This window comes from Nocardioides jiangxiensis (assembly GCF_030580915.1).
GTDB lineage: Bacteria > Actinomycetota > Actinomycetes > Propionibacteriales > Nocardioidaceae > Nocardioides > Nocardioides jiangxiensis.
Genome location: NZ_JAUQTA010000001.1, coordinates 662,081 through 687,241, shown reverse-complemented (window position 1 = coordinate 687,241; position 25,161 = coordinate 662,081). Strand labels below are relative to the sequence as shown.

Sequence of the window (25,161 nt, the reverse complement as noted above, 5' to 3'; positions counted from 1 at the left end):
TAACAGGGCGGCTGCCAGAGGCGGCGAGATGTCCGTTTTCGGGCCCGGCAGGGACCCAGCGGCGGTCAGTGCCCCAGCCGCGCCTTGGCCAAGGCGACCAGCTCGACCATGTCGGCGTCCTGGGTCGGCAGGGCGTCGGCCGGCCACCAGCGCACGTCGAGGGACTCCTCGCTCACGGCATGGACCGCGTCTGCCGGCGCGACGGCCACGTAGCGCACGTCGAGGTGGTGGACTGAGCGCGAGGGGTCGCCGCCTGACTCCGCGGCAGACAGGGGCCCCCCGCAGAAGGGCACGGCGTGCTCCGAGAGCTGCACCGGCACCGGGTCGAGGGCGAGCTCGGTGAGACCGGACTCCTCGCGGGCCTCGCGGAGCGCTGCATCGGCCAGGGTCGCGTCACCCTCCTCGCAGTGGCCGCCGAACTGGAACCATGCCTGGGCCTTGGCGTGCAGCGTGAGCAGTACCGACGCGCCGTCCGCGGAGAGGACCAGCGTCGACGCCGTCAGGTGGTCGGGCCGGCACGCCCGGGACATCGCATCCGGACTCGCCGCGAGCACGTCGGCGTAGCGGTGCCGCAGTGCCTCCTGCTCGACCGTGGGCGCGACCCAGTCCGCGAGCACGCGGCTCGCGTCGGCGTGGAGGCTCACTCCCCGGTGCCCTCGTCGTCGCCAGGAGCGGCGTCAGACGGACCGTCGAGGAGCTGCTGCAGCGCGGCGTCGAACTCCTCCTGCGACATCTCCTCGGACGGCATGTCCAGCCCCTCGCGGAAGCCGAGCGGGTCGTCGAGGTCCTCGGCGGTGGGGAGCAGGTCGGGGTGCAGCCACACCGCGTCGCGCGCCTCGACGCCCTGCCGGGCGCGGAGCGAGCCCCACAGGGTCGAAGCGTCACGCAGGCGGCGGGGCCGCAGCTCGAGGCCGACCAGCGCGGCGAAGGTCTCCTCGGCCGGACCGCCAGCGGCGCGGCGACGGCGTACGGCCTCGTGGAGCTTGCCGGCAGACGGCATCCGGGTCGCGGTGGCCTGGCCGACGACCTCGTCCACCCAGCCCTCGACGAGGGCGAGCGTCGTCTCGAGCCGCTGCAGCGCGGCCTCCTGTGCCGGCGACTTCGAGGGTGCGAACAACCCGCCCTCGAGCGCGGACTGGATCTCCTCCATGTTGGACGGGTCGAGGTTGCGCATCTGCTCCTCGATGCCGGCCGTGTCGATCGTGATGCCCCGGCCGTAGTCGGCGACCGCGGTCAGCAGGTGCTCGCGCAGCCACGGCACCTGGGCGAAGAGGCGCTGGTGCGCGGCCTCGCGGAGGGCGAGGTAGAGCGTGACGTCGTCGCGGGAGACGTCAAGCCCCTCGGCGAACGCCGCGATGTTGGTGGGAACCAGGGCGGCGCGACCGGTGGGCCCGAGCGGGAGGCCGATGTCGGAGGCTGTGAGCACCTCGGAGGCCAGGCCGCCGATGGCGGTGCCGATCTGGCTGCCGAACATCGCTCCACCCATCTGGTTGAGCATGCCGAGGAAGGGCCCGGCCATGGCAGCGGCCTCGGCCGGCAGCGCCTTGCCCATCGCCGCGACCACGTGCTCGGCGACCGGCTCGACCAGGCGCTGCCAGACCTCGCGGGTCGACTCGATCCACTCCGCACGACTCCAGGCGGCCGTCGAGGTGACGCCGCTGGCGAAGTCGGTGGCCTCGTCGAGCCACAGGTCGGCCAGGCGCACGGCGTCAGCGACGGCGTTGACCTGGGAGGAGTCGGGCGACGGGTCGGGCTCCGCCGCGACCGTGCGACGCGCCAGGTCGGTGGCCAGCTGCCAGTTCACGGGGCCGTCGAACGGTTGCATCATCGCCTGGACCTGGCTCAGCAGGCCGCTCAGGTCGGGCATTCCTGACGCGCCCTGACCTGAGCCCTGCCCGAGGAACTGCCCGAGGAACTGCTCGAACGGCGTGCCCTCGAAGGGGTTCTTCGGCTCGCCCTGGTCGCCGGGGCCGGGGGTGTCACTCATGTCCCTCACGGTACCCTTCCGCGCATGACGGAGGGACGGGAGAGGGACGTCGTCCGGCTGGTCGCGATCGAGCAGACCCCGCTGGACGTGACGGCCGTCCTCGAGGCGCTGGGCGACGACGCCGCGGGTGGTCTCAACCTGTTCGTGGGCAGGGTGCGCGACCACGACCGGCGCGGAGGCTGCGGCCAGCACGGCCCGGACGACACAGGCGCGTCCCACGGCGACGCGCAGGCGGTCACCGGTCTCGACTACTCCGCACACCCGACCGCGCTCGATCGCCTCCGCGAGGTCTGCGAGCGGGTGGCCGCGCGCCACGACGTACGGGCTGTCGCGGCGGTGCATCGCGTCGGCGAGCTGGCCATCGGCGACCTCGCGGTGGTCGTCGCGACGGCTGCGGCACACCGCGGCGAGTCCTTCGCGGCCACGCGCGACCTCATCGACACGCTCAAGGCCGAGGTGCCGATCTGGAAGCACCAGCGCTTCGCGGACGGCTCGGATGAGTGGGTCGGCACCCCCTGACCCCGTAGGCTGCGATCGTGGACCTGGGAATCCTGTGGTGGCTGGCCCCGCCCGTCGTCGTCACGCTCGTCGCCATCGCGTGGGTCACGTGGGCCGGCAAGGCGCGCGGCAGCGTCGACCCCGAGGTGGCGGCCGAGCGCATGGCCCGCGCGCTGCGCAAGGAGCACCCCGGCCAGAAGGTCACCGGTCCGGCCGCCACGCGCCCGCGCGACCGCAGCACCGGCATCGCGGTGCGGCCCTCGCGTGGTGAGTGAGGTCGTGGCGGATCCGGGCGACGAGGCCCGCGTCCACCATCGCGACTACCCCCTCGCGCCGCAGCGCATGAGCCGCCACACGGTCGCGACCCTGGTGGCCGCAGCGGTGACGGCGGTCGGAGCCGTCGTGATGGCCACGGTGCCGATGCCCTACGTGCGGTTCCAGCCGGGCACCACCGTCGACCTCCTGTCGGCGACGCGGGGTACCGAGCGGATCCAGGTCGAGGGTCACAGGTCCTATCCCGACGACGGCGAGCTCCGCATGACGACGATCATGGCCACGCCGCCGAAGACGGGCATCTCGCTCATCGCGGCGGTCACCGCATGGCTCTCCGCGGACCAGGCCGTCAAACCGGACGAGGACGTCTACGGCGCCCAGGACACCGCTGTGTCCCAGGAGCGCCAGTCGGCGGTCCAGATGTCGACGTCGCAGGACGTGGCGATCGCCGCCGCGATGGTCCATCTCGGGATCAAGGTGCCGAGGGTGCCGGTCGTCGGCCCGATCTCGCCGGGCTACCCCGCCGACGGAGCGCTGGTCGAGCGTGACCGCTACGTCCGCATCGGCGGCCACGCGATCCACGCCTGGAGCGACGTCGTGCGCACGATCTCGCACGCGACGCCGGACAAGCCGCTGGAGTTCGTCGTCGAGCGCGACGGCAAGCGGCTCACCGTGCCCGTGACCCCGCGGGTCGTCGACGGCCGCACGGTCATCGGCGTGCAGGAGGCGTTCGACTACGAGTTCCCGTTCAAGGTCACGATCAACCTGCCGGGCGACATCGGGGGTCCCAGCGCCGGTCTGATGTTCGCTCTCTCGGTCGTCGACACGCTGACCCCGGGTTCGCTCACGGGTGGCGCCCGCATCGCCGGCACCGGCGAGATGCTCAACCCCGAGGGGATCGTCGGGCCGATCGGTGGCATCCAGCAGAAGATCGCCGGCGCCCGCCAGGCCGGCGCCTCGCTCTTCCTCGTGCCCGCAGCCAACTGCGACGAGGCCGTGACCGCCCATCCGGGCAGCATGCGGCTGGCAGCGGTCGCGACGCTCAACGATGCCGAGAAGACCGTCTCCACCTACGCCGCGGACCACCGCGCCAAGCTCCCGACCTGCGAAGAGGTGCTCCAGCATGACCGAGCTCAGTGACCCGGCCTTCGACCCCGCGCTCGCGGCGGCTGTCGTCGAGATCGAGGAGCATGCCGCCGAGACGGGCTGGGACGGCCAGGCGCGCCTGTTCGCGCTCGTCGACACCAGCGCGCTGGTCGCGCGCGAGCCGGCCCTCGCCGCCGCCCTCGGCCTCGACGCCCACGACGCCGACGGCTCGCTGACGCCGATCGAGCAGGACCTCGAGCCGGGGCAGCAGCTGGAGCAGGTGCTCGAGCAGATCGGCTGGCCGCCGGAGGTCGCCGGCTGCGCGGCCGTCGTCGAGCGGCTGGTACTTCCCCCGGCCGCGGAGGGGCAGGTCCCGGAGGGGCTGGAGGAGGCGCAGGCCTTCGCGGCCGACCACCCGGACCGCCAGGAAGTGCGGATCGTCGCCGGCGTCACCCGGCGCGGGGGTGCCTGGTGCACGCTCCGGCTCCGCGCGCACGACAACACCGATGACGTCATCGGGGGAGTCGACCTCGTGCCGGCGCTGCTGGCCCTGCTCGGAGCGACGCTGGAGGATGAGGCATGAGCTCGATGTTCGGCGAGGGCGCCGGGCCTGCAGTGCCGGAGCCGGCCGCACGCCCCGGCTGGGCACGCGGCGTCCTGGTCACCGCGGTGATCCTGCTGGTGCTCTTCTTCGCGATGAGCGGCTTCACCAGCTTCTGGACCGAGAAGCTGTGGTTCTCCTCGACCGGGTTCAGCTCGGTCTTCGACCGCCTCGTGCTGACCAAGATCGGCCTCTTCCTGGCCTTCGGCGGGATCATGGCGGTCGCCGTGGCCGCCAACGTCGTCCTCGCCTACCGGCTGCGGCCGATGTTCCGTCCTGCCAGCCCCGAGCAGGTCGGCCTGGACCGGTACCGGCAGGCCGTCGGCCCGGTGCGCTACTGGGTGCTCGCCGGTGTCGCCCTGGTCACCGGGGCGTTCGCAGGCACGGCGGGCGCCGACTCCTGGCGGTCCTACATGCTGTGGCGCAACGGCGTCCCGTTCGGCAGCAAGGACCCCTACTTCCACCGGGACAAGGGCTTCTACGTCTTCGACCTCCCGTGGCTGCACCACGTCGTGAACTTCGCGATGGCGGTCTCCGTGGTGTCGCTGCTCGTGGTGCTGGTCGTCCACTACCTGTACGGCGGGATCCGTCTGCAGGCGACCCGCGACCGCCTCTCGGGCCCGGCGGCGGCGCAGATCTCGGTGCTCCTGGGCCTGTTCGTGCTCGGCAAGGCGGCCGACTACTGGCTGGACCGCTACGACCTGCTGAGCGCCGGTGGCGGCATCGTCGACGGCATCACCTACACCGACGACCACGCGGTGCTGCCGGCCAAGCTGATCCTGATGTCCATCGCGATCATCTGTGCGGTCCTCTTCTTCGCCAACGTCGTCCAGCGCACCTGGCTGCTTCCCTCGGTCGGCCTGGCCCTGCTCGTGCTCTCGGCGATCCTGCTCGGCATGGTCTGGCCCGGAGTGGTGCAGCAGTTCCAGGTCAACCCGTCTGCCTCCGACAAGGAGCCGCGGTACATCGCGCGCAACATCGCGGCGACCCGCGACGCGTACAAGATCGCCGGCGCCAAGGTCACGCCGTACGCCGGTCGCAGCACGCTGACGCCCGAGGACCAGCGCACCGAGCTCGCGAACGTCCCCGGCATCCGGCTGGTCGACCCCCAGCTGATCCAGAAGGCCTTCGAGAACCAGCAGCAGCTGCGCAAGTACTTCTCGGTCGCCAACGTGCTCGACGTCGACCACTACCCGGTGCAGGGGCGCGACCGCGACGTCGTGCTCGGCGTCCGTGAGATCAACCAGGCCGGCATCCCCGACGACGCCAAGAACTGGTCGAACCTGCACACCGTCTACACGCACGGCTACGGCGTGATCGCGGCGTACGGCAACCAGCGTGACGCCGAGTTCCACGAGCAGTCACTGCCGGACAACCCGGAGTGGGCCGGTGCCGGTGGCTCCGACTCCTCCAGCGACCTCGCGCCCGGCGGCTACCGCCCGCAGATCTACTTCGGCGAGAAGTCGCCGCAGTACTCCATCGTCGGCAAGGCGTCGAAGGGTGCGCGCGACGTCGAGCTCGACCAGTCGGCGAAGGGGGAGGAGGACACCACCAGCACGTACGACGGCAAGGCGGGCGTGCCGATCGGCAGCCTCTTCCACCAGGTCCTGTACGCCTGGAAGTACGGCAACGCCACCATCGCCCTCTCCGAGCGCGTCAACAAGAACTCGAAGATCCTCTACGACCGCAAGCCGCGCGAGATGGTCGAGAAGGTCGCGCCCTGGCTCACCGTCGACAGCGACCCGTTCCCGGCGATCGTCGACGGCAAGGTCGTCTGGATGCTCGACGGCTACACGACCACGGACCAGTACCCGCTCTCGGAGCGCGGCTCGTACAAGGAGATGACGTCCGACTCGCAGGCGAGCCCGACGGAGTTCCGCACGCTGCCGACCGACGAGATCAACTACATGCGCAACGCGGTCAAGGCCACCGTCGACGCGTACGACGGCACCGTGACGCTCTACGCCTGGGACGAGAGCGACCCGATCCTCCAGGCCTGGCGCAACGCGTTCCCCGGCACGGTCAAGGACAAGGACCAGATCCCGCAGGACCTGCTCGACCACATGCGCTATCCCGAGGACATGTTCAAGGTGCAGCGCTACCAGCTGCAGCGCTACCACGTGACCGACCCGGACACGTTCTACGAGGGCAAGGAGCAGTGGGAGGTCCCGGCCGACCCGACCGTCCCGAGCTCGCCGGGCGTCGCGACGAAGCTCCAGCCGCCGTACCGGCTCTCGGTCCGCACCGGTGCCGACAGCACGAAGCCGGTCTTCTCGCTGACCACCACGTTCGTGCCGAAGGGCAACGCCAACCTGGCGGCGTTCATGTCGGTCGACGGTGACGCCTCGCAGAAGGGCTACGGCACGCTGCGGATCCTCGAGCTGCCCTCGACCGGCCCGGTCAAGGGACCCAAGCAGGTGGCCACGGACTTCGCCACGGACTCGCGGATCCAGAACGAGCTGACCCGCTTCAACGCCTCGACCAACATCAGCAAGGTCTACGGCAACCTGCTCACCCTGCCGGTCGGTGACAGCCTGCTCTACGTGCAGCCGCTCTACACCCAGAAGGCCGGCTCGGACAGCTCCGGCAACTTCCCCGTGCTCAACTACGTCCTGGTCTCCTTCGGCGACCGGCTGGCGATCGCGACCACGATGTCCGAGGCGGTGGCCGAGGTGCTGCAGGTCGATGGCAACGCGGGCTCCGCGGACGGTGGCGACGGCGGTGACGGCGGCAAGCCCGGCGACGGCGGCGGGGTGCTCGACGACCAGGTGGTCACGCTCCTGCAGCAGGCCGACCGCGAGTTCGGCCTCGCGAAGGATGCGCTGAAGGCAGGCGACCTGGCGAAGTACCAGGAGCACACGGACGCGGCTCAGCGTCTGGTCGCCCGAGCCCTGCAGGCCTCGCGCACTCCTGCGGCGGCTCCGGCGACACCGTCGAAGCAGCCCTCCGCGTCGTCCACTCCCGCACCGTCGGCGCAGCCGACGAAGAAGGGCTAGCTCACGCGCTGATCGTGTCCTGGAGGTAGCTCAGGGCGACCAGCATCTCTCCGGTGCGTCGCGCCCGGTCGGTGATCCCGGCCCAGTCGTGCGCGCGGATCAGGTCGGCCGGGGCGATCCAGGTGCCGCCGACGGAGCTGACGTTGGGCACGGCGAGGTAGCGGCCGGCGTTCTCCAGGCTGATGCCGCCGGTCGCGCAGAACCGGAGGCCGGGGAGCGGGCCGGCCAGCGCGGCCAGGTACGCCGGGCCGCCCGACGCCTCGGCCGGGAAGAAGCGAGCCTCGGTCAGGCCGTGCTCGAGGAGCTGCATCGCCTCGCCTGCGGTCGAGCAGCCCGCGAGGTAGGGGAGCCCGGTCTCGAGGATGCCCTCGAGCAGGGCGGGGGTCGGGCCGGGCGACGCGATGAACGAGGCGCCCGCGTTGACCGCCATGACCGCCTGCGCCGTGCGCGTGATGGTGCCGGCGCCGACGACGATCTCGGGGACCTCGGTGGCGATGCGCTCGATGCTGACGAGCGCCTCGCGGGTGCGGGCTGCGACCTCGACGACACCGATGCCGCCGTCGAGGAGCGCGCGGGCCACGTTGACTGCGCGGCTCGGGTCCTCGATGACGACGGCGGGGATGACAGGACTGATCGAGAGGATGCTCATGTGAGCACGGTCTCTCACTTTTGCACTTTAAGCAAGCAAAAGAAGACTTGCAGGCGGTCTTAATGGGCTGCGTGAGCAGATCGGCCGCGGGTGAGGCGCTCGATTTGGAGTCGTCACCGTCGATGACGTAAGGTTCTGATCACCGACGCGGGGTGGAGCAGCTCGGTAGCTCGCTGGGCTCATAACCCAGAGGTCGCAGGTTCAAATCCTGTCCCCGCTACAAAGTGCGAAGGCCCGGACCGTCAGGTTCGGGCCTTCTGCCGTTCCTGCGGTGGGTGCTCCGTGGAGCGGGGACCGGCTCGGCTGAGCGGGGAACACCACCGCGGGCGCCGTGGTTGTGCCGCCCGTGAAGACCCTCGTGATCCTGGCCCACCCCGACCTCGCCTCCTCGCGGATCAACGCGCGCCTCGCCGATGCCGTGCGTGACCTGCCCGACGTGACCGTGCACGACCTCGTCGCGGCGTACCCGGACGGGCGGCTGGACGTCGAGCGCGAGCAGCAGCTGCTCCGCGAGCACGACCGGATCGTGTGGCAGTTCCCCTGGTACTGGTACTCCGTCCCGGCGGTCCTCAAGGCGTGGATCGACCAGGTGTTCACGGCCGGCTTCGCCTACGCAGGCGCCTCCGAGCTGCAGGGCAAGGTGCTGCAGGTCGTGACCTCCACGGGTGGCCCGGAGGCGGCGTACTCCGAGGAGGGCTACCACCAGACCACGTTGCACGACCTCGCGGCGCCGCTCCGGGCCACGGCCCGGCTCACCGGGCTCGAGTTCGCCACGCCGCTGGTGCTGTTCGGCGCACGCACGGCGACCGACGAGGACCTGGAGCTGCACGCGAAGCGCTACCGCGAGGTGCTCGGAGGCTGACGCTCGCGCGAGGTGAGGATGGCAGGGTCCAGACCGTCGGGTCCGGGCCCTCGCTCATTTGCTGGGGTTTCCACCGGGCAGTACTGGGGTCCCTCCCCAGACCCCAAGTGACTAGTGCCAATGAGGCCCCTTGACCTGACGGGCGGCGCTCCACTGGGTGTTGTCTCAAAGGCGTCTCGGGAACTTCCTTCCACTCCCGCAAAGGACCTCAGTCATGGCCAACTCCCTCTCGGCCCGTCGCCGCGGCGACGACGGCTTCACGCTCATCGAGCTCCTGATCGTCATCATCATCCTCGGCATCCTCGCTGCGATCGTGGTCTTCTCCGTGCGCGGCATCGCGGACCGCGGCAACACCGCCGCCTGCAAGACCGAGGTCCGGACGGTCGAGACGGCGGCCGAGGCCTACTACGCGAAGAAGGGCTCGTACCCGACGTGGGCGCAGCTGACTGCGACGGGCGCCGACCAGTTCCTGCACTCGGCACCGTCCATCGTCGTCTCCGGCGACTACGACGCCTCCACCGGCCAGGTCACGCACTCCTGCTGATCGTGCATCCCCGGGTGGGTGGTGCCTGCGCACCGCCCACCCGGGTCACCAGCCCTTCTCCCACCTCCCACCAGCGAGGGCACCATGCACAGCACCCCCCACCCGGTCGGCTCCACGGTCGACGGCCTCCTCGACCAGCTGTGGCAGGCCGGCGGCTCGGACCTCCTCCTGACGGTCGGCCTCCCGCCCATGCTGCGGGTCGACGCGGTCCTGGCGCCCGTCCCGGGCGCCGCACCGCTCACCGCCGAGGCGACCGACGGCCTCCTGGCGGAGATCCTCACGCCGGACCAGCTCAAGGCCTGGGACGACGTCAACGAGTACGACTTCGCCTTCTCCTGGCGCCACCACGCGCGCATCCGCGGCAACGCGTTCACCCAGCGTGGCGTGACCGCCGTCGCCCTCCGCATGATCCCGCGCGCGATCCCGACGCCGGACGACCTCGGACTGCCGCAGGTGCTCCGCGACCTGTCGTTGCGCCACCAGGGGCTGATCCTGCTCACGGGACCGACCGGTTCGGGAAAGTCCACGACCCTGGCCTCGCTGATCGACCTGATCAACCGCAACCGCGGAGCCCACATCATCACGATCGAGGACCCGATCGAGTACGTGCACGACCACATCCGGTCGGCCGTCAACCAGCGCGAGGTCGGCACCGACACGCAGAGCTTCCACGAAGCGTTGCGCAGCGTGCTGCGCGAGGACCCCGATGTGCTGCTCGTGGGCGAGATGCGGGACCTGGAATCGATCCAGTTCGCGCTGACCGTGGCGGAGACCGGACACCTGGTCTTCGCGACGCTGCACACCAACGACACCGCCCAGTCGCTGGGCCGCATGATCGACGTCTTCCCCGCGGAGCAGCAGGAGCAGATCCGCGTGCAGCTGGCGGCTGCCCTCAGCTGCGTGGTCTACCAGCGGCTGATCCCGTGCATCGGGGGCGGAATGGTCGCCGCGTACGAGGTGCTGACGGCGACACCCGCGGTGCGGAACCTGATCAAGGAGGGCAAGACGCACCAGCTGCGCAACTCGCTCGTGACCGGCATGCGCGACGGCATGGTGACGCTCGAGCAGTCGCTCTCGGACCTGATCGTGGCGGGCACGGTGAGCGAGGACGAGGCGATCGCGCGCAGCCTGTACCCGAAGGACATCGTCCCGCGCCAGCGGGTCGTGACCGCCGTCAGGTCGTGACGTGATGCGGATTCGCGGCCGACGTCACGAGGAGCCGGAGGCGCCCGCCCCGCGGCGCGAGGCGTACGACGAGGTCGTCACGGCGGTGCTGGTGGGTGCCGGACGGATCGAGCCGTACCAGCTGGACGCGCTGCGGGTCGGAGCCCCGGAGAGCCCACTCGCGGTCGAGGTGGTCCGCTCCGGGCTGCTGACCGACCGGGAGCTGACGGCCTTGATCGCCAACCACTACGGCTGTGGTGTCGTCGACTTCCGGATGGTCGACCCGACCCCCGAGGCGGTGGCGCTGCTCTCACGCGAGCAGGCCCGGGAGCTGCAGGTCGTGCCGCTCGAGATCACGGGGGAGACGGTCGCCGTGGCGCTCCTCGATCCGTCGCCGGAGCACGTGGCCCTCGTGTCGGCGGCGATCGGGCACCCGGTGGCACCCTGCATGGCCTCGCGCAGGACGCTGACCCAGGCGCTCGACACCGAGTACAAGGCGACCCACGAGGTCGGTGCCCACGTGGAGGCGTTCGAGGCGCGTGACCTGGTCCGTCGCGAGGCCCTCGCCGAGGGAGCACAGGTCAACGAGGACGCGCCCGTCGTCCAGGTCGTGCAGAAGGTGATCACCCAGGGGCTCCGCGACCGCGCCTCCGACATCCACATCGAGCCGGCCGGTGCCCGGGTCCGGGTCCGCTTCCGCATCGACGGGGCGCTGGTCGACGTGCTCGACCTGCCGGGCTCGATCGGTCCGGCGCTGGTGAGCCGCCTGAAGATCCTCGGCGGCATGAACATCGTCGAGCGACGCCGGCCCCAGGACGGCCAGATCTCGATGAACGTCGAAGGGCGGGAGGTCGACATCCGGGTCGCGACGACCTCGGTGGTCGGCGGCGAGAAGATCGTCCTGCGCCTGCTCGACAAGAGCCGTCCGCTCTTCCAGCTCTCCCAGCTGGGCATGCCGGACGACACGGCCGACCGGTTCCGGAGGCTCGTGCACCAGCCCTACGGGATGATCGTCTGTGCCGGGCCCACGGGCGGTGGCAAGACGACCACCCTGTACGCCTCGCTGAGCGAGCTGGACACGGTCGAGCGCAACATCATGACGATCGAGGACCCTGTCGAGTACACCTTCGACTCGATCAACCAGATCCAGATCAACGAGCAGGCCGGGATCACGTTCGCGGGCGGCCTGAAGTCGATCCTGCGCCAGGACCCCGACGTGATCCTCGTCGGCGAGATCCGCGACGTCGACACGGCCCGCATCGCCGTGCAGTCGGCGCTCACCGGTCACATGGTCCTCTCCTCGGTCCACGCGACGGAGGCGGTCTCGGCCCTGTACCGCCTGCTCGACATGGGCATCGAGGCGTTCCTGGTGGCGTCCTCTGTCAGCGCGGTCATGGCCCAGCGACTGGTCCGGCGCAGCTGCACCAACTGTCTCGAGCCCTACCAGCCGACCGCCGAGGAGCGCGCCTTCCTCGCCAGCGTCGGCGGCGAGGATCCGGTCGAGGGGTTCGTCCGCGGAGCCGGCTGCCACTTCTGTGCGCACACCGGCTTCCTCGACCGGATCGGGGTCTACGAGCTGCTGGCCGTCACGGACGAGGTCCGCGAGCAGATCGTCGACCGCGTGCCCCAGGACGAGATGCGCAAGCTCGCCCGGAGCCAGGGCATGCGGACCCTGCAGGAGCAGGGAGCGCGGCTCGTCGCGGAAGGGCTGACGACACCGGCCGAGGTCATGCGTTCCATCTACGTGGCAGGAGTGTGAGATGCCGAAGTTCGCGTACGTCGGGGTGGACCCCGCCGGCACCCAGGTGAAGGGCGTCGAGCGCGCCGCCTCGCGCGGCGATGCCGAGGTCGCCCTCTACCAGCGGCAGGTCCGCGACATCCGGGTGACCGAGAAGAAGAGCATCCTCCAGTACGAGATCTCAGGGCCGCGCATCAAGCGGGCCGAGGTGATGCACCTGTCACGCCAGATCGCGGCGTTCCTGCGGGCCGGCCTGCCGATCCTCGACGCGGTGCACACCATCGGGGCCGAGAGCGAGAACTCCTCGGTCCGCCGGATGATGAACAGCATCGAGGACGGCCTGCGCGGCGGCGACCGCTTCTCCGACTGCCTCGACGCCTTCCCGAAGGTCTTCCCTCCCTTCTTCCGCGGCATCGTCCGGTCGGCGGAGCTGACCGGAGAGCTCGACACGGTGCTGGTCCGTCTGTCGCACTACATCGAGCGGGACCTCGAGGCCCGCCGCAAGATCAAGTCGGCGCTCACCTACCCGCTGGTGGTGGCAGGGATGTCCGTCGTCACGGTCGTGGTCCTCGCGGCGTACGTCCTCCCGAAGTTCAAGCTCTTCTTCGAGGACCTCGACGCCGAGCTGCCCCTGCCGACGCGGATGCTGCTGGCAGTGACGGACTTCCTGACCGCCTGGTGGTGGCTCCTGCTCGCCGTCGTCGCAGCCGTGTCGCTGCTCGTCTTCGTCGCGACGCGGTTCGAGCGGGGGAAGTACGTCCGCGACCACATCCTGTTGAAGACCCCCGTGCTGGGCGAGACCATCCAGTACGCCCTCGTCGAGCGGTTCTGCCGGGTGCTCGCCTCCATGGTGTCGGCCGGTGTCAACCTCACCGACTCGCTCACGGTCACGACCGAAGCCCTCCGCAACCGGGTCTTCATCCGCCGCCTCACCGAGGTGCGCGAGCAGATGCTCGAGGGGCAGGGAGTCGCCGGCCCGCTCGCGCGCACCCGGCTCTTCCCGGGCACGGCCACCTCGATGTTGAGGGTGGGTGAGGAGACCGGCTCGCTGGACACCCAGCTCGAGGTGACCGCGGAGTACTACGAGACCGAGCTCGACTACAAGATCGCCAAGCTGACCGCCCTCTTCGAACCCGCCGTGATCATCCTGATGGGCCTCATCGTGGGCTTCGTCGCCGTGGCCCTCGTCTCCGCGATGTACGGCATCTTCAGCCAGGTGGACATCTGATGCCCGGGACGCCGGCGGCCTCCGCAGGAGAGCGGGGTGAGTCGCTGATCGAGCTGATCGTGACCGTCGCGATCCTCGGTATCGCCGGCGTCTCGGTCGTCGCCGGGATGCTCCTCGGGGTCAAGACGTCGGACCTCGGCCGCAAGCAGGCCACGGGCGGCGCCTACGCGCGCAGCTTCGCCGAGGCGATCCAGAACTCGGTCGACGACGCGGGCGGGTACGCCGGGTGCGGCACGGCTGCCGCCACCTACGGCGCGGTCGCCGTGCCCGACCTGCCGGCGGGCTACTCGACGTCCGTCGTCGACGTGAAGTCGTGGACCGGCAGCGGATGGGGACCCTGCGACGCGACGGGTACCCAGCGGATCACCGTCGACGTCCGCACCTCCGGCGATGTCTCGCACGTCACGGACGAGACCCTCGTCGTCGTCCTGCGCCGCCCGTGCAACGGGTCCGCAGCAGTCGCGGGAGCAGACCCGTGCGCACCCTGAGGCGCGTCCTCCAGAGGCGGCGGCCCGACGAGGGGTTCACCCTGATCGAGCTGGTGATGGCCGTGTCCATCCTCGGCATCATCACCGTCGCCCTGACCGGTGTGGTCCTCGAGTACCTCAAGGTCAGCACGTCCACCCGGACCAGGCTCACGGAGTCGACCGACCAGCAGTTCATCTCGGCGTACTGGCAGCAGGACGTGAGCAGCCTCGGGCGCCGCTCCTTCGCGCCGGCGAATGTCGCTGACCCGGTCCCGGTCTCGGCCTCCGTCTTCGTCGGCGGAGGCAGCCCCGGCAACTGCGGCGCGGGGGTCGGCGCGGTGGTCGTGGCGTTCTCGTGGACCGACTTCACGGTGAACGCGGCGAACCCCGATGACGCCTGGAACTCGACGCTGCAGGAAGCCGCCTGGGTACGGCGCGGCCCGACGGAGCTCGTTCGCGTGCGGTGCAGCGGGGGAACCGCCGGGGCACCGATCCGGGTGGCCCGCAACCTCGACGGTGCCCCGACGGTCACCTGCGTGCCGTCGTGCACGCCGGGCGGGACCCTGCCGCGCACCGTCTCGATGCAGTTCAACGTCCGCGACACCTCGGAGCCGACGGCCGACACCCACTACGTCACCACGGTGACCGCCGACCGGAGGCAGGGATGAACACACGGACCTGGCGTGGGGCGGCGAAGGACGACACCGGTGCGGCGCTGATCTTCGCGCTGATCATCATCACCACGATCGCGCTGGTGGGTGGGGTCATCCTGTCGCAGGGCGGCACCAACTTCCGGGCGACGGTGGCCCTGCGCGGCGTCGCCGGGACGTCGTACGCCTCGGACGCTGCGGCCAAGGTCGCGATCAACAACCTGCGTCTGGGCGCGACGGCACCGGGGTGGACGACGCCGAGCTTCCCCGGCCAGTGGACCAACTGGGTCTACACCAACAACGCGGACGGCACCGGCTGCTTCGGCGCCGACGGCACAGCCCCGAAGAACACCCTCGAGCTCGCCAACATCGAGCCGCGGGCGGGGCGCCAGACGGCCGACACCTCCGCGCGCGTCGAGTGCACCGCCGTGCCGGGCACGGGCATCTTCGGTGCAGGAGGCGGCGTGGGCATCGACAACTCCGATCCGACCGACGCCTTCGGGCGTGCCCTCACGACCATCGGCACGAGCGGTGCCCTGCAGGGGATGACGCTCAAGCCGCTCGGTACCGGCAACGGGGCCCCGATGCCGATGCGTGGCGGCGTGGCGTCGAAGTCCTACATCACGGTCACCAACGGCGCCCTGGTCACCGACGGCTACGTCGTCGCCGAGGGCGCGTGCACGGGGCAGATTGTGAGCAACCCCGCCAAGCAGTGCAACGCAGCCGGCACGGTGCCGGTGCCGGCCACGCCGGCCTCGCCCCTCGGGTCCGTGCCCACCTACCGTGATCCGGCCGACTACGCCGGGTCGTGCACCTTCGCGGCCGGCTACTACAACAACGCAGCCGCCCTGACGGCGGCGGTCAACGGCTGCTCCGAGGCACGCTTCTCCTCCGGTGCGTACTACTTCGACTTCGTCGACTCCGAGCACGGCGGCCAGAACGAGTGGATGATCAACACCCGCGTCATCGGTGGGGAGTACCTCGGGGGCGGCATCCCCGGGTCCTGCAAGAGCCCGATCCAGTACGACCCGGTGGCCGGCGTCCAGTTCGTCTTCGGGCGGGACAGCCGGATCACGCTGGGCGACCGGGCTCACGTCGAGCTGTGCGGCCCGTCGAACGGCGGCGAGCCGCCGATGACGATCTACCAGCAGCCCACCGGCTCGACCCCGGCCTCGGACTCCCTCAGCAACCGGAGCGCGGGGACGGTGACAGAGAAGTCGGGCAGCGCCAACGGGTTCAAGTGGACGACGAGTGTCCGGGTGCCGGTCGGGGCGACGCCGCAGCAGGCGATCAGCGCCCCCGACGCGTCCTCGCTCACCTACACGATCGCCGGCAACAACGACGACGTCGGCCTCGACCTGAACGACTTCGGGCTCGGCAGCATCCCGGCCGGCTCGGACATCAGCTCCGCCCAGCTGCGCGTGAAGTACGCCAAGACCAGCGCCCGGAGCCTCACCGCCACGGTCGTCGGCCAGACGCCGGCGAACGTGGCGGTCACCGCCCCGGACGGCGCCGGCTGGGGCACGGTCGACCTCGCCTCGCAGCTGCGCACCCTGCTCCAGGACGGCGCCTTCACCGCGGCCAGCCCGACGATCCAGCTGCGCCTCCTCGACGCGACCAAGCTCGACACGCTCACGATCGACGCCGTCCAGCTCTCGGTGACCTGGACTCCGCCGGCGCTGCGCGCCGCTACCGACGTGACGGTCGTCGGGCTCGCGTCCGGCAGCAACTTCGCCGGCGAGTTCGTCGTCCAGGGAGCCACCTGGGCACCGCACGGCTACATCGCCCTGGACCCCGGCTCGGACAACAACGCGCTCGTGTCCTTCCGCTGGGGCATCGTCGCCCTCGGCGTCGACTTCAAGTCCCAGCCGCCCCAGCTCTACGGCTACCCGCTCGTGTCGATCCCGAGGCCGGGCAGGGGCCTCGGTCCCAAGGTGACCGTCGTCGACCTCGTCGTGTACGTCTGCGTGGAGCAGGGGTCCTGTGCCTCGGGGGGCACGAAGGCCCTCACCAGTCGCGTGATGATCACCGATCCGCCCTACGGGGCCAGCAACGCGCCGGTGCCGGGCCAGCGGCAGATCAAGGTGCTCAGCTGGGCGGAGCAGAAGTGACCCCGGTCGCCTGGGCCGCGGTCGCCGGCGTTCTCGGACTCCTCATCGGCTCCTTCCTCAACGTGGTCGCCTGGCGCGTGCCGCGGGGGGAGTCGATCGTGAGCCCGCCGAGTGCCTGCCCGGCATGCGGCCACGTGATCCGTGCGCGCGACAACGTGCCCGTGCTGGGCTGGGTCCTGCTACGCGGCCGCTGCCGCGACTGCCGTGCGCCGATCAGCGCGCGGTACCCGCTGGTCGAGCTCGGCACCGGGGTCCTCTTCGCGGTCGTCGCCCTGCGGCTGGGAGACCGGCCGGCGCTCCTTCCGGCGTACCTGGCCTTCGTGGCCGGGGGAGTCGCGCTCGCCCTCATCGACCTCGACGTACGGCGGCTTCCGGACGTGATCGTGCTCCCGCTGTACGTCGTCCTGCCGGTGCTGCTGGCGGTCGACGGCGACCCTCACGCCCTCCTCCGGGCGGCGCTCGGGGGAGCGCTGCTCGGGGGTGTCTACCTGGTCATCGCCGTGGTGGCCCGCGGAGCGATGGGCTGGGGTGACGTGAAGCTCGCCGCCCCGGTCGGGGCGATGCTGGGCTACCTCTCCTGGGGGACGCTGCTCGCCGGTGGCTTCGGGGCGTTCGTCATCGGCGCGGTGGTGGGCGTGCTGCTGATCGTCGTGAGCGGCGCGGGACGCAAGACCGCGGTCCCGTTCGGTCCCTTCATGCTCGTCGGCGCAGCCGCGGCGATCCTCGGCGCCGGTGGGCTCGGGGATGCCTACCTGCGTGCCGTGGGCGCGGCCTGAGGCCGACACGACGAACGCCCCGCCCGGTGGCGCCGGACAGGGCGTTCGTGCAGCGCTGCGGTGTGGCTAGCCGCGGCCGCTGCTGGTGCGGGCCTTGCGGGAGACCGAGTCGATCGCGATCGCCAGCAGGAGCACGGCACCGGTCACCATGAACCGCACCGACGAGTCGACGTTGAGCATGTTGAGACCACTCTGGATCGACTGCAGGACGATGATGCCCAGCATCGCGGAGTACGCCGACCCGCGACCGCCGAAGAGGCTGGTGCCGCCGATGACCGCGGCGGCGATCGCCGTGAGGTTGGTGTCGGTGGTGCCGCTGGACTGCGAGACCGTCGTCAGGTTGCCGGCCATCATCAGGCCACCGAGCGCGGCGAGCGTCGAGCAGCCGACGAAGACCGACAGGTAGACCCGGGTCACCTTGATGCCCGTGCGGCGCGCCGCCTCCTCGTTGCCGCCGACGGCGAAGACGTAGCGGCCCCAGCGGGTCTTGCGGAGCAGCAGGTCGAGGCCGACCACGAGCGCCGCGAACAGGACCCAGAGGTAGCCCCAGCCACGGTCGATGTTGAGGTACCAGGTCAGCCAGAGCAGGCCCACCAGCATCGCGAGGGCCTTCGCGATGACCAGCGGGAGCCAGCCGTTGCTGAGCCCGGCAGCAGCCCGGCGGCGACGTGCGACCACGTGCGTCACGGCGTACGCGGCGACGATGAGGACGACGAGTGCGTAGGCGACCGACGCCGGCACGAACTCGAAGCGGGCGAACTTCACCAGGAAGGAGTCGTCGGGCAGGTTGACCGTGCCGTTGGTGCCGAGGACGTAGAGCAGTCCACCCTGGAACGCCAGCAGGCCGGCGAGGGAGAAGACGAAGCTCGGCACGCCGATCTTCGTGTAGAGGAACGCGTAGGCCACGCCGATCGCCGCGCCGACCGCGATGCCGGCGAGGAGGCCGACGACCATCGACTGGCCGTGGTCCACCACGAGCACGGCCATGCAGGCCGCGGCGAAGCCGCTGACCGAGCCGACCGAGAGGTCGATCTCGCCCAGCAGCAGCACCAGCACGATGCCGAGGGCGATGATGCCGACCGGTGCGGCGAACTGCAGCATCGAGACCAGGTTGAACGACGACAGGAAGCGCGGCTCCTGCACGTAGAAGACCGTGCAGATGATCAGCAGGCCGAAGACGACCGGCAAGGAGCCGAGCTCGCCGCCCTTGAGCCGGTGCCAGAACGCCGTCGCGGTCGCGCCGAGCCCCTGGTTGTTGATCAGCCGCTCGTCCTGGAGGTCGGCGGCGACGGGGGAGAGGTCGGTGCTCATCGCGAGCCCTCCTTGCGGGACTGGCGGGCGGCGACGACGTTGTCCGACGCGCCCGTGATGGCGGCGACGAGCTGGTCGGTCGTGACGTTCTCGACCTCGAACTCGGCGGCGTTGCGCCCCAGGCGCATGACGACGATGCGGTCGGCCACGGCCTGGACGTCGGCCATGTTGTGGCTGATCAGGATGACGCCGAGGCCCTGGTCGCGCAGGCGCTCGATGAGGTTGAGCACCTCCGCGGTCTGGGCGACACCGAGCGCAGCGGTCGGCTCGTCGAGCATGACCACCTTCGGGCTGCCGACCAGTGAGCGCGCGATGGCGACGGTCTGCCGCTGGCCGCCGGACAGGCCGGCGATCGGGATGCGCACCGACGGGATCTTCGCCGAGAGGGAGCGCAGCAGGCGCCACGCCTCCTTCTCCATCGAGACCTCGTCGATGAACGGACCGGTGAGGTGCTCCTGCCCCAGGAAGAGGTTGGCGACGACGTCGAGGTTGTCGCAGAGCGCCAGGTCCTGGAAGACGGTGGCGATGCCGAGCGACTGGGCCTGGCGCGGGGCGGAGATCCTGACCTTCTGGCCGGCGAGCTCCACCTCGCCCTCGTCGGGCTGGTAGACGCCGCTGATCACCTTGACCAGCGTGGACTTGCCGGCGCCGTTGTCGCCGACGAGGGCGACCACCTCGCCGGCGGCCACCTCGAGGTGCACGTCGGTCAGGGCCTGGACGGCGCCGAATCGCTTGTGGACCCTGGTGAGGGAGAGCACGGTCTCCCTCACCGGTGCCGCCGCGTGGAGGGCGGTGCTCACTGGAGGCCGGCCTCCGCGCACGCCTTCGCGAAGGCCGGGGTGCAGATCTGCGACGCCTTGTAGAAGCCGTCCTTGACCACCGTGTCCTTGACGTTGTCGGCCGTGACCACGATCGGGTCGAAGATGAACGACTTGACGCCCTTGTAGTCGGTCGTGTCGCCGACGTCGGTGCCCTTGATCAGGGCGACCGCGAGCTCGCCGGCCTTGTCCGCCTCGATCTTGATCGGCTTGTAGATCGTCATCGCCTGCTGGCCGGCGACGATGCGCTGGATCGCAGCGAGCTCGGCGTCCTGACCGGTGATCGGCGGCAGCGCGTCGGCCTTCACGCCGGCGCCGGTGAGGGCGGCGACCACGCCACCCGCCTGGCCGTCGTTGGCGGCGTACACGCCCTGGATGGTGGTGGCGGGGAACTTGCTGAGCTGGTCGGTGACCCACTTCTGGGCCTTGTCGGGGCTCCAGTCCGGGTTGTCGTACTCGGCGAGGATCTTGACCTTCGACGAGTCGAGGACGCTGTGCGCGCCGGCCTTGAACTGCGCGGCGTTGGGGTCGCTCGGCGCACCGTTGGTCATGAGGATGTTGCCCTTGCCGCCCATGGCGTCGACGAGGGCGGTGGCCTGCATCTTGCCGACGGTCTCGTTGTCGAACGAGAGGTAGTAGTCGGCGCTGGCGATGAACCGGTCGTAGGCCACGACCTTCGCGCCGGAGCTCTGGGCGCTCTTGACCATGGCGCCTGCGCCGGCACCGTTGACCGGGTCGAGCACGACGACCTTGGCGCCCTTGGAGATCGCGGTCTCCATCTGCTGCGCCTGCTTCGCCTCGTCCTGGTCGGCGTTGTAGTAGTCGACGTTGCAGTCGCTGCAGAGCGACGCGACCTTCGCCTCGAAGAGCGGCTTGTCGAACGCCTCGTAGCGCGTGGTCTTGGACTCGGGCAGGAGGAGGGCGATCGTGCCGCCGTCCTTCTTGCCGCCGCCGCTCTGGGCGTCGTTCGCGGCACAGGCGGTGAACGACGTCGCTCCGAACAGGAGAGCCGCGCCAAGTACGACGCCGCGGGTGATGGGTGCTGCCACGGGAAGCTCCTCGGGATGAGTAGGTGGTCAGCCTGACGGGGTGGATGACCTTCCTCGAGTGTGGTCCGTCACATTCTTGTCGTCAAGAGGTGAACACAAATAAGTCTCTGGGAAGTCAAAAGTGCGAATAGCGTTCATCTCTTGACGTCATGTGGGTGCGTGACCCACAGTTCGGGAGCATGACCACCTCGCGCTCGCCCGTGCCTGCTCCGGGGTCGACCGCGGCGCTGCGGCCGGCCAACCAGCGGCGCATCGTCGAGCTGCTGCGCGCCCGTGGCGGGGAGCCGGTGACGCAGGCCGAGGCGGCGCGCGAGACCGGCCTGGCCGCGGCGACGGTCTCCAACATCGTGCGCGACCTGACCGCCGCCGGCATCCTCGACATCGAGCCCGGGAGCGGGCGGCGGGGCACGGTCGTGCGCTTCGCCCGTACCGCGGGTCTGGTCGCCGCGCTCGACTTCGGCCACAGTCACCTCGCCGCTGCGGTGGCCGACCTGGCAGGCGTCGTCGTCGCCGAGGCCGAGGCCCCGCTCCATGCGGACCACTCCTACGTCGAGGGCCTGGCCCTGGCCGGTGAGCTGCTCGACCGGGCGCTCGCCGAGGCGGGCCACGAGCGCTCCGACATCCGGACCATCTGCGTGGGTCTGCCGGCGCCGATCGAGGAGCGGGTGGTCCGGGCCTCCGCCATCCTCCCGGGATGGATCGGCGTCGACGCCGAGGCAGTCGTGGGGGAGGCCTTCGGCATCCCGGTCCACGTCGAGAACGACGCCAACCTCGGTGCCTGGGCGGAGCACCGCGTCGGCGCTGCGCGGGGCAGGGACAACGTCGTCTTCGTGAAGTCCTCCTCCGGTGTCGGCGGCGGCCTGATCATCGACGGCCGGCTCTTCCGCGGTGCGCGTGGCATGGCCGGAGAGATCGGCCATCTCACCATCGACGAGCAGGGGCCGCTGTGCCGCTGCGGCAGCCGCGGCTGCCTCGAGGCCTACACCTCGACCGCGACGCTGGCCGCGATGTTCGCCGGGCAGGGCAGTGGGGTCGGCATGGCCGACCTCGTGACCGCGGCGCACGAGGGCAACGTCTCGGCACGCCGCGTGTTCGAGGACGCCGGCCTCCACCTCGGCTGGGGCCTCGCCTCCATCGTCAACCTCGTCAACCCCGACGTCGTGGTGGTCGGAGGCGACCTGGCGCTCGCCGGCGACCTGGTCCTCGATGCGACGCGGGTCGGCCTGCGGCGTCATGCGCTCGCGGACGCTGCCGACACCCCCGTGGTCGTCAGTGCCCTCGGCCGCCGCGCGTCACTGGTCGGCGGCCTGCTCCTGGCCGCCGAGCGCACCGACGTCCTCGCCTGAGCCGCCCAGCGCGGCCTCGCACCGGGCGAGCACGTCGACGACGTCGCGCCCGAAGCGGACGTCGCACCGGTGCGTCGTACGGCCCTCGCGGATGCAGGTGACGAGCTCGGTCAGCGCCTGCGCGTATGCCGCCTCGACGTCGCGTGGGGTGTCGGGCCGCGTGTGGCGCCCGGTCGCGTCCCAGAGCTCGACGCCCTGGTGGCGTGCGGCCACCGGCATGGTCAGGCTGAGGTCCATCGAGCTGGTCGCGCCGCTCTCGTGGGTCAGCACGAGCTGCACCTGGTCACCGCGACCGCGGGCGCCCGTGACGGCGACCACGGGACCCAGCGCCGGCAGCAGGAACGACAGTGCGTGCGGTCCGACGTCCCACAGGGCGCCCTGCTCCTTGCGCCAGGTCGACCCGGCGTACGGGCTGTCGGGGGCGAGCAGGGTGAGCCAGGCGGCGCTGCCGCTGTGGGTGGTCGCGGGACGGAAGCCGGCGAGCCAGGCCTCCCAGTCGGGGACGAAGCGCCCCGTGAAGAAGACCACCGAGCTGACGTCCCGTGCCGCGTCGACGACGGCGTCAGCGAGCTCGGTGGTGGTCGCGACCGGCTTGTCGAGCAGCAGGTGCTTCCCGGCTCGTGCGGCGCGGATCGCGAGCTCGGCCTGGACGTCCGGCGTGATCGCGAACGTCACGGCGTCGACCGCCTCGAGGAACGCGTCGAAGTCGTCGTAGGCGGGTACGCCGTGCGGGTCCGCGAGCGCGGAGGCGCGGCCCAGGTCGCGTCCCCAGATGCCGGTCAGCTCGACGTCGGGGTGTGCGGCACAGCCTGCTGCGTGGGTGGTGCGCGCCCAGGGGCCGGTGCCCACGACGCCGATGCGGATGGTCACGCTCGTGCCCTTCGGTGATGACGTTCTTCTGTGTCAAGGACAGCAGAACTTAGGGCTCGTGGCAAACAAAAGCGGATCGGTACGATCGCGTCGTGGGAATGCGGATCTTCGGAGCGGGCTGCGGGCTCGTCCTGCTCGTGCTCGGTGGCGTGATGACGGCGATCGGGCTGGGCGCCTTCGGTGACGCCGGCGACGGTGCGAGCTGGTACGCCACGGTCGGTCCGGCCGCAGCCGGCCTGGGCGTGGCACTCGGCTGGGTCAGCCTGGCGCCCAAGCGCCCCTGACCTGCCCTGCCTCAGGCCTCGCGGAGCACCTTCGCCATCGGCCGGCCCTTGGCCAGCTCGTCGACGAGCTTGTCCAGGTAGCGGATCGACCGCATGAGCGGGTCCTCGACCTCCTGCACCTTCACGCCGCAGACGCTGCCGGTGATCAGGGCAGACCTCGGGTTGAGCGTCGCCCGCGCGAAGAACTCCTCGAACGTGGTGCCGTCGGCCAGCATGCGGTCGAACGTGGCGTCGTCGTAGCCGGTCAACCACGTGATCGCCGTACGCAGCTCCGCCACCGTGCGGCCCTTGCGCTCCACCTTGGCGACGTAGAGCGGATAGACGGATGCGACGGACGCCGTGAAGATCCGGTGGCTCATGGCGCCGAGCCTAGGTCCGGACCGCATGCCGGGGCTGCGGGCGGGCACTGGTGCGGGGAAGGACTCCGCCCGGAAGGAAGACCGATGCCTCTCGCCGACAGCCTCACTTCGATCGCCCGGTCCGCCGCCGCCACCGCGTCGCGGACCGCAGCCCGGGCCGCGGACGTCATGCCCGTGCCGGGGTTCGTCAGGGGAGCCGTGCGCGGTGTCGCCCACGCACTCGCCGGCGAGACCGGCCCACGTGAGCGCGAGGCACGTGCCGGTGCCTGGTCGGCGCCGACGGACCCGGTGCCGCCGCCCGAGCCCACCCCGCTCCACGAGGCGGTCGCGACCGAGCCCAAGCCGGCCAGCCGCCGGGAGGCCCATGGCGGACCCGCCGGCCGGCACGGCGACGACTGGCGTGACGAGCTCGCCGAGGAGCCGGGACCGGTCGTGCCCGTCGACCCCGCGGCGGATGCCGGCGACGAGCCGCTGATCGACCCGGGCGTCGCTCGCGCAGTGCGCACCGAGGCCGAGGTCATGCGGCGTGCGGCGCGGCCCGCTGGTGGCGAGGACGCGTAGCGCCCGCAGCGGCGTGTCCCGTCCTAGACTCGCGGGATGCGGCGGCGCAGGACGGTGGCGGGGCGGCGTCGTGCTGCGCCCGCGCGGCGCCGCACGTCGCGCGCAATGGCGCTGCTGGGGCTCGTCGTGGCGCACGTCGGCCTGCTCGGCGCCCTGCCCGCACTCGTCGCCTCCGAGGATGGGCGGGAACCCGGTGGCGCCGTTGCAGGGCTCCTGGCGTACCCGGCCGACGCTGCGGTCCCGGACGTCCGGGGCGGCGCGGTGCCCACGCCGGGTGTGCGCCCGGTGATCGCCGCGCTCGGCCCCGAGGTCCCGCACCGCGCCACGGGCAGCTTCGTGACCGCGCCTGCTCCGCGCGCTGCGCCTGTCGGCGACGCCGTCACCTATCGCGTCGAGGTCGAGCGAGGCCTCCCGTACGACGCCGTGGGCTTCGCGCGGGCCGTCGACCGCACGCTCGGGGACCCGCGGAGCTGGCCCGCCCGCACCGGCCGGCCGATGGCGCGTGTCGACGGTGCCGCCGACCTTCGGATCGTGCTCGCCTCGCCCGCGACGACGGACCGACTGTGTGCACCGCTGACCACCGAAGGGCAGGTCTCGTGTCGCAACGGCGACGACGTGGTGATCAACGCCCTGCGGTGGGCGCAGGGCGCGCCCAGCTATGGCGGGGACGTGGCGGCGTACCGGATCTACGTGGTGAACCACGAGGTCGGACACGGCCTCGGGCACGGCCATGCGCGCTGCACCGGTCGCGGGGATTTCGCGCCGGTCATGCTCCAGCAGACCCTCGGTCTCCACGGGTGCCGGGCCAACCCGTGGCCCACCGAGGCGGAGGTCGGCTGACACCTGCCCGGGTGATCGAAGAATTCACGCAGCCGTGGGGGAATAGCCCTCGTCGGCCCGGTGGTTGAAGCGTCATCATTCCGACCTGTCGAC

General features: G+C 71.1%; 26 protein-coding genes and 1 tRNA gene. 19 read left to right on the top strand and 8 right to left on the bottom strand.

Going from position 1 to position 25,161, the window contains the following annotated elements:
- Positions 1–65: 65 nt before the first annotated feature.
- On the bottom strand, positions 66–644 hold the full coding sequence (locus Q5722_RS03470) for an NUDIX hydrolase (RefSeq protein WP_305026822.1): 579 nt from the start codon (positions 642–644) through the stop codon (positions 66–68).
- On the bottom strand, positions 641–1,987 hold the full coding sequence (locus Q5722_RS03465; protein ID WP_305026821.1) for a zinc-dependent metalloprotease: 1,347 nt from the start codon (positions 1,985–1,987) through the stop codon (positions 641–643). Before Q5722_RS03465 ends, Q5722_RS03470 begins: the two co-directional genes overlap by 4 nt.
- Positions 1,988–2,011: 24 nt before the next feature.
- Here Q5722_RS03465 and Q5722_RS03460 point away from each other — a divergent pair, with 24 nt between their 5' ends.
- From Q5722_RS03460 to Q5722_RS03440, 5 genes are read left to right on the top strand one after another with little or no spacing between them, the layout of a single operon-like run.
- A complete protein-coding gene (locus Q5722_RS03460; protein ID WP_305026820.1) occupies positions 2,012–2,506 on the top strand; it encodes a molybdenum cofactor biosynthesis protein MoaE in 495 nt (164 codons plus the stop codon).
- 17 nt (positions 2,507–2,523) lie between these two features.
- Positions 2,524–2,760 (top strand): hypothetical protein, encoded by a 237-nt coding sequence (locus Q5722_RS03455; protein WP_305026819.1) that lies wholly within the window; start codon positions 2,524–2,526, stop codon positions 2,758–2,760.
- A complete protein-coding gene (locus Q5722_RS03450) occupies positions 2,753–3,898 on the top strand; it encodes a YlbL family protein (RefSeq protein WP_305026818.1) in 1,146 nt (381 codons plus the stop codon). The genes Q5722_RS03455 and Q5722_RS03450 overlap by 8 nt, the downstream gene beginning before the upstream one ends.
- On the top strand, positions 3,882–4,427 hold the full coding sequence (locus tag Q5722_RS03445; RefSeq protein ID WP_305026817.1) for a PPA1309 family protein: 546 nt from the start codon (positions 3,882–3,884) through the stop codon (positions 4,425–4,427). The genes Q5722_RS03450 and Q5722_RS03445 overlap by 17 nt, the downstream gene beginning before the upstream one ends.
- Positions 4,424–7,441 carry a UPF0182 family membrane protein gene (locus Q5722_RS03440; RefSeq protein ID WP_305026816.1) on the top strand — a complete coding sequence of 1,006 codons (3,018 nt, stop codon included), beginning with the start codon at positions 4,424–4,426 and terminating at the stop codon, positions 7,439–7,441. Before Q5722_RS03445 ends, Q5722_RS03440 begins: the two co-directional genes overlap by 4 nt.
- 1 nt (position 7,442) lies before the next feature.
- On the opposite strand, the gene eda is transcribed toward Q5722_RS03440, so the two are convergent.
- A complete protein-coding gene (eda, locus tag Q5722_RS03435; protein WP_305026815.1) occupies positions 7,443–8,090 on the bottom strand; it encodes a bifunctional 4-hydroxy-2-oxoglutarate aldolase/2-dehydro-3-deoxy-phosphogluconate aldolase in 648 nt (215 codons plus the stop codon).
- A 146-nt stretch (positions 8,091–8,236) separates the two neighbouring features.
- Here eda and Q5722_RS03430 point away from each other — a divergent pair.
- The 10 genes from Q5722_RS03430 to Q5722_RS03385 all read left to right on the top strand — a co-directional run bounded on the left by Q5722_RS03430 (position 8,237) and on the right by Q5722_RS03385 (position 17,630).
- Positions 8,237–8,310 (top strand) — tRNA-Met (locus Q5722_RS03430).
- Positions 8,311–8,436: 126 nt separating this feature from the next.
- Positions 8,437–8,952, top strand: coding sequence for an NAD(P)H-dependent oxidoreductase (locus tag Q5722_RS03425; RefSeq protein WP_305026814.1), 516 nt, complete (start codon positions 8,437–8,439; stop codon positions 8,950–8,952).
- A 214-nt stretch (positions 8,953–9,166) separates the two neighbouring features.
- Positions 9,167–9,496 (top strand): prepilin-type N-terminal cleavage/methylation domain-containing protein, encoded by a 330-nt coding sequence (locus tag Q5722_RS03420; protein ID WP_305026813.1) that lies wholly within the window; start codon positions 9,167–9,169, stop codon positions 9,494–9,496.
- An 84-nt stretch (positions 9,497–9,580) separates the two neighbouring features.
- Positions 9,581–10,681, top strand: a complete 1,101-nt coding sequence (locus Q5722_RS03415; RefSeq protein WP_305026812.1) for a type IV pilus twitching motility protein PilT — start codon at positions 9,581–9,583, stop codon at positions 10,679–10,681.
- Between the two features lie 4 nt (positions 10,682–10,685).
- Complete coding sequence (locus tag Q5722_RS03410) at positions 10,686–12,419, top strand: GspE/PulE family protein (RefSeq protein WP_305028320.1); 1,734 nt, start codon at positions 10,686–10,688, stop codon at positions 12,417–12,419.
- A gap of 1 nt (position 12,420) precedes the next feature.
- On the top strand, positions 12,421–13,626 hold the full coding sequence (locus Q5722_RS03405; protein WP_305026811.1) for a type II secretion system F family protein: 1,206 nt from the start codon (positions 12,421–12,423) through the stop codon (positions 13,624–13,626).
- Complete coding sequence (locus Q5722_RS03400; RefSeq protein WP_305026810.1) at positions 13,626–14,114, top strand: type IV pilus modification PilV family protein; 489 nt, start codon at positions 13,626–13,628, stop codon at positions 14,112–14,114. Before Q5722_RS03405 ends, Q5722_RS03400 begins: the two co-directional genes overlap by 1 nt.
- A complete protein-coding gene (locus Q5722_RS03395) occupies positions 14,102–14,761 on the top strand; it encodes a PulJ/GspJ family protein (protein WP_305026809.1) in 660 nt (219 codons plus the stop codon). The genes Q5722_RS03400 and Q5722_RS03395 overlap by 13 nt, the downstream gene beginning before the upstream one ends.
- Positions 14,758–16,854 (top strand): hypothetical protein, encoded by a 2,097-nt coding sequence (locus tag Q5722_RS03390; protein ID WP_305026808.1) that lies wholly within the window; start codon positions 14,758–14,760, stop codon positions 16,852–16,854. The genes Q5722_RS03395 and Q5722_RS03390 overlap by 4 nt, the downstream gene beginning before the upstream one ends.
- Positions 16,851–17,630, top strand: a complete 780-nt coding sequence (locus Q5722_RS03385; protein ID WP_305026807.1) for a prepilin peptidase — start codon at positions 16,851–16,853, stop codon at positions 17,628–17,630. Before Q5722_RS03390 ends, Q5722_RS03385 begins: the two co-directional genes overlap by 4 nt.
- Positions 17,631–17,696: 66 nt before the next feature.
- Here the strand turns inward: Q5722_RS03385 and Q5722_RS03380 are convergent, their stop codons facing one another.
- From Q5722_RS03380 to Q5722_RS03370, 3 genes are read right to left on the bottom strand one after another with little or no spacing between them, the layout of a single operon-like run.
- Entirely contained in the window at positions 17,697–18,941 is a 1,245-nt protein-coding gene (locus tag Q5722_RS03380) for a sugar ABC transporter permease (RefSeq protein WP_305026806.1), read from the bottom strand.
- On the bottom strand, positions 18,938–19,741 hold the full coding sequence (locus Q5722_RS03375; RefSeq protein ID WP_305026805.1) for an ATP-binding cassette domain-containing protein: 804 nt from the start codon (positions 19,739–19,741) through the stop codon (positions 18,938–18,940). Before Q5722_RS03375 ends, Q5722_RS03380 begins: the two co-directional genes overlap by 4 nt.
- Positions 19,738–20,808 carry a sugar ABC transporter substrate-binding protein gene (locus tag Q5722_RS03370; RefSeq protein ID WP_305026803.1) on the bottom strand — a complete coding sequence of 357 codons (1,071 nt, stop codon included), beginning with the start codon at positions 20,806–20,808 and terminating at the stop codon, positions 19,738–19,740. Before Q5722_RS03370 ends, Q5722_RS03375 begins: the two co-directional genes overlap by 4 nt.
- Before the next feature lie 179 nt (positions 20,809–20,987).
- Between Q5722_RS03370 and Q5722_RS03365 the strand changes: the two genes are divergently transcribed.
- Entirely contained in the window at positions 20,988–22,154 is a 1,167-nt protein-coding gene (locus Q5722_RS03365) for an ROK family transcriptional regulator (RefSeq protein ID WP_305026802.1), read from the top strand.
- Here the strand turns inward: Q5722_RS03365 and Q5722_RS03360 are convergent.
- Positions 22,101–23,024, bottom strand: coding sequence for a Gfo/Idh/MocA family protein (locus Q5722_RS03360; protein WP_305026801.1), 924 nt, complete (start codon positions 23,022–23,024; stop codon positions 22,101–22,103). The genes Q5722_RS03365 and Q5722_RS03360 overlap by 54 nt on opposite strands.
- A gap of 92 nt (positions 23,025–23,116) precedes the next feature.
- On the opposite strand from Q5722_RS03360, the gene Q5722_RS03355 reads away from it, so the two are divergent.
- Entirely contained in the window at positions 23,117–23,308 is a 192-nt protein-coding gene (locus tag Q5722_RS03355) for a hypothetical protein (protein WP_305026800.1), read from the top strand.
- Positions 23,309–23,319: 11 nt separating this feature from the next.
- Here Q5722_RS03355 and Q5722_RS03350 read toward each other — a convergent pair whose 3' ends face one another.
- Entirely contained in the window at positions 23,320–23,667 is a 348-nt protein-coding gene (locus tag Q5722_RS03350; protein ID WP_305026799.1) for a DUF2200 domain-containing protein, read from the bottom strand.
- An 84-nt stretch (positions 23,668–23,751) separates the two neighbouring features.
- On the opposite strand from Q5722_RS03350, the gene Q5722_RS03345 reads away from it, so the two are divergent.
- Positions 23,752–24,228: a hypothetical protein gene (locus Q5722_RS03345; RefSeq protein WP_305026798.1), complete on the top strand. Its 477-nt coding sequence runs from the start codon at positions 23,752–23,754 to the stop codon at positions 24,226–24,228.
- A gap of 36 nt (positions 24,229–24,264) precedes the next feature.
- Complete coding sequence (locus Q5722_RS03340) at positions 24,265–25,068, top strand: DUF3152 domain-containing protein (protein ID WP_305026797.1); 804 nt, start codon at positions 24,265–24,267, stop codon at positions 25,066–25,068.
- Positions 25,069–25,161: the final 93 nt, after the last annotated feature.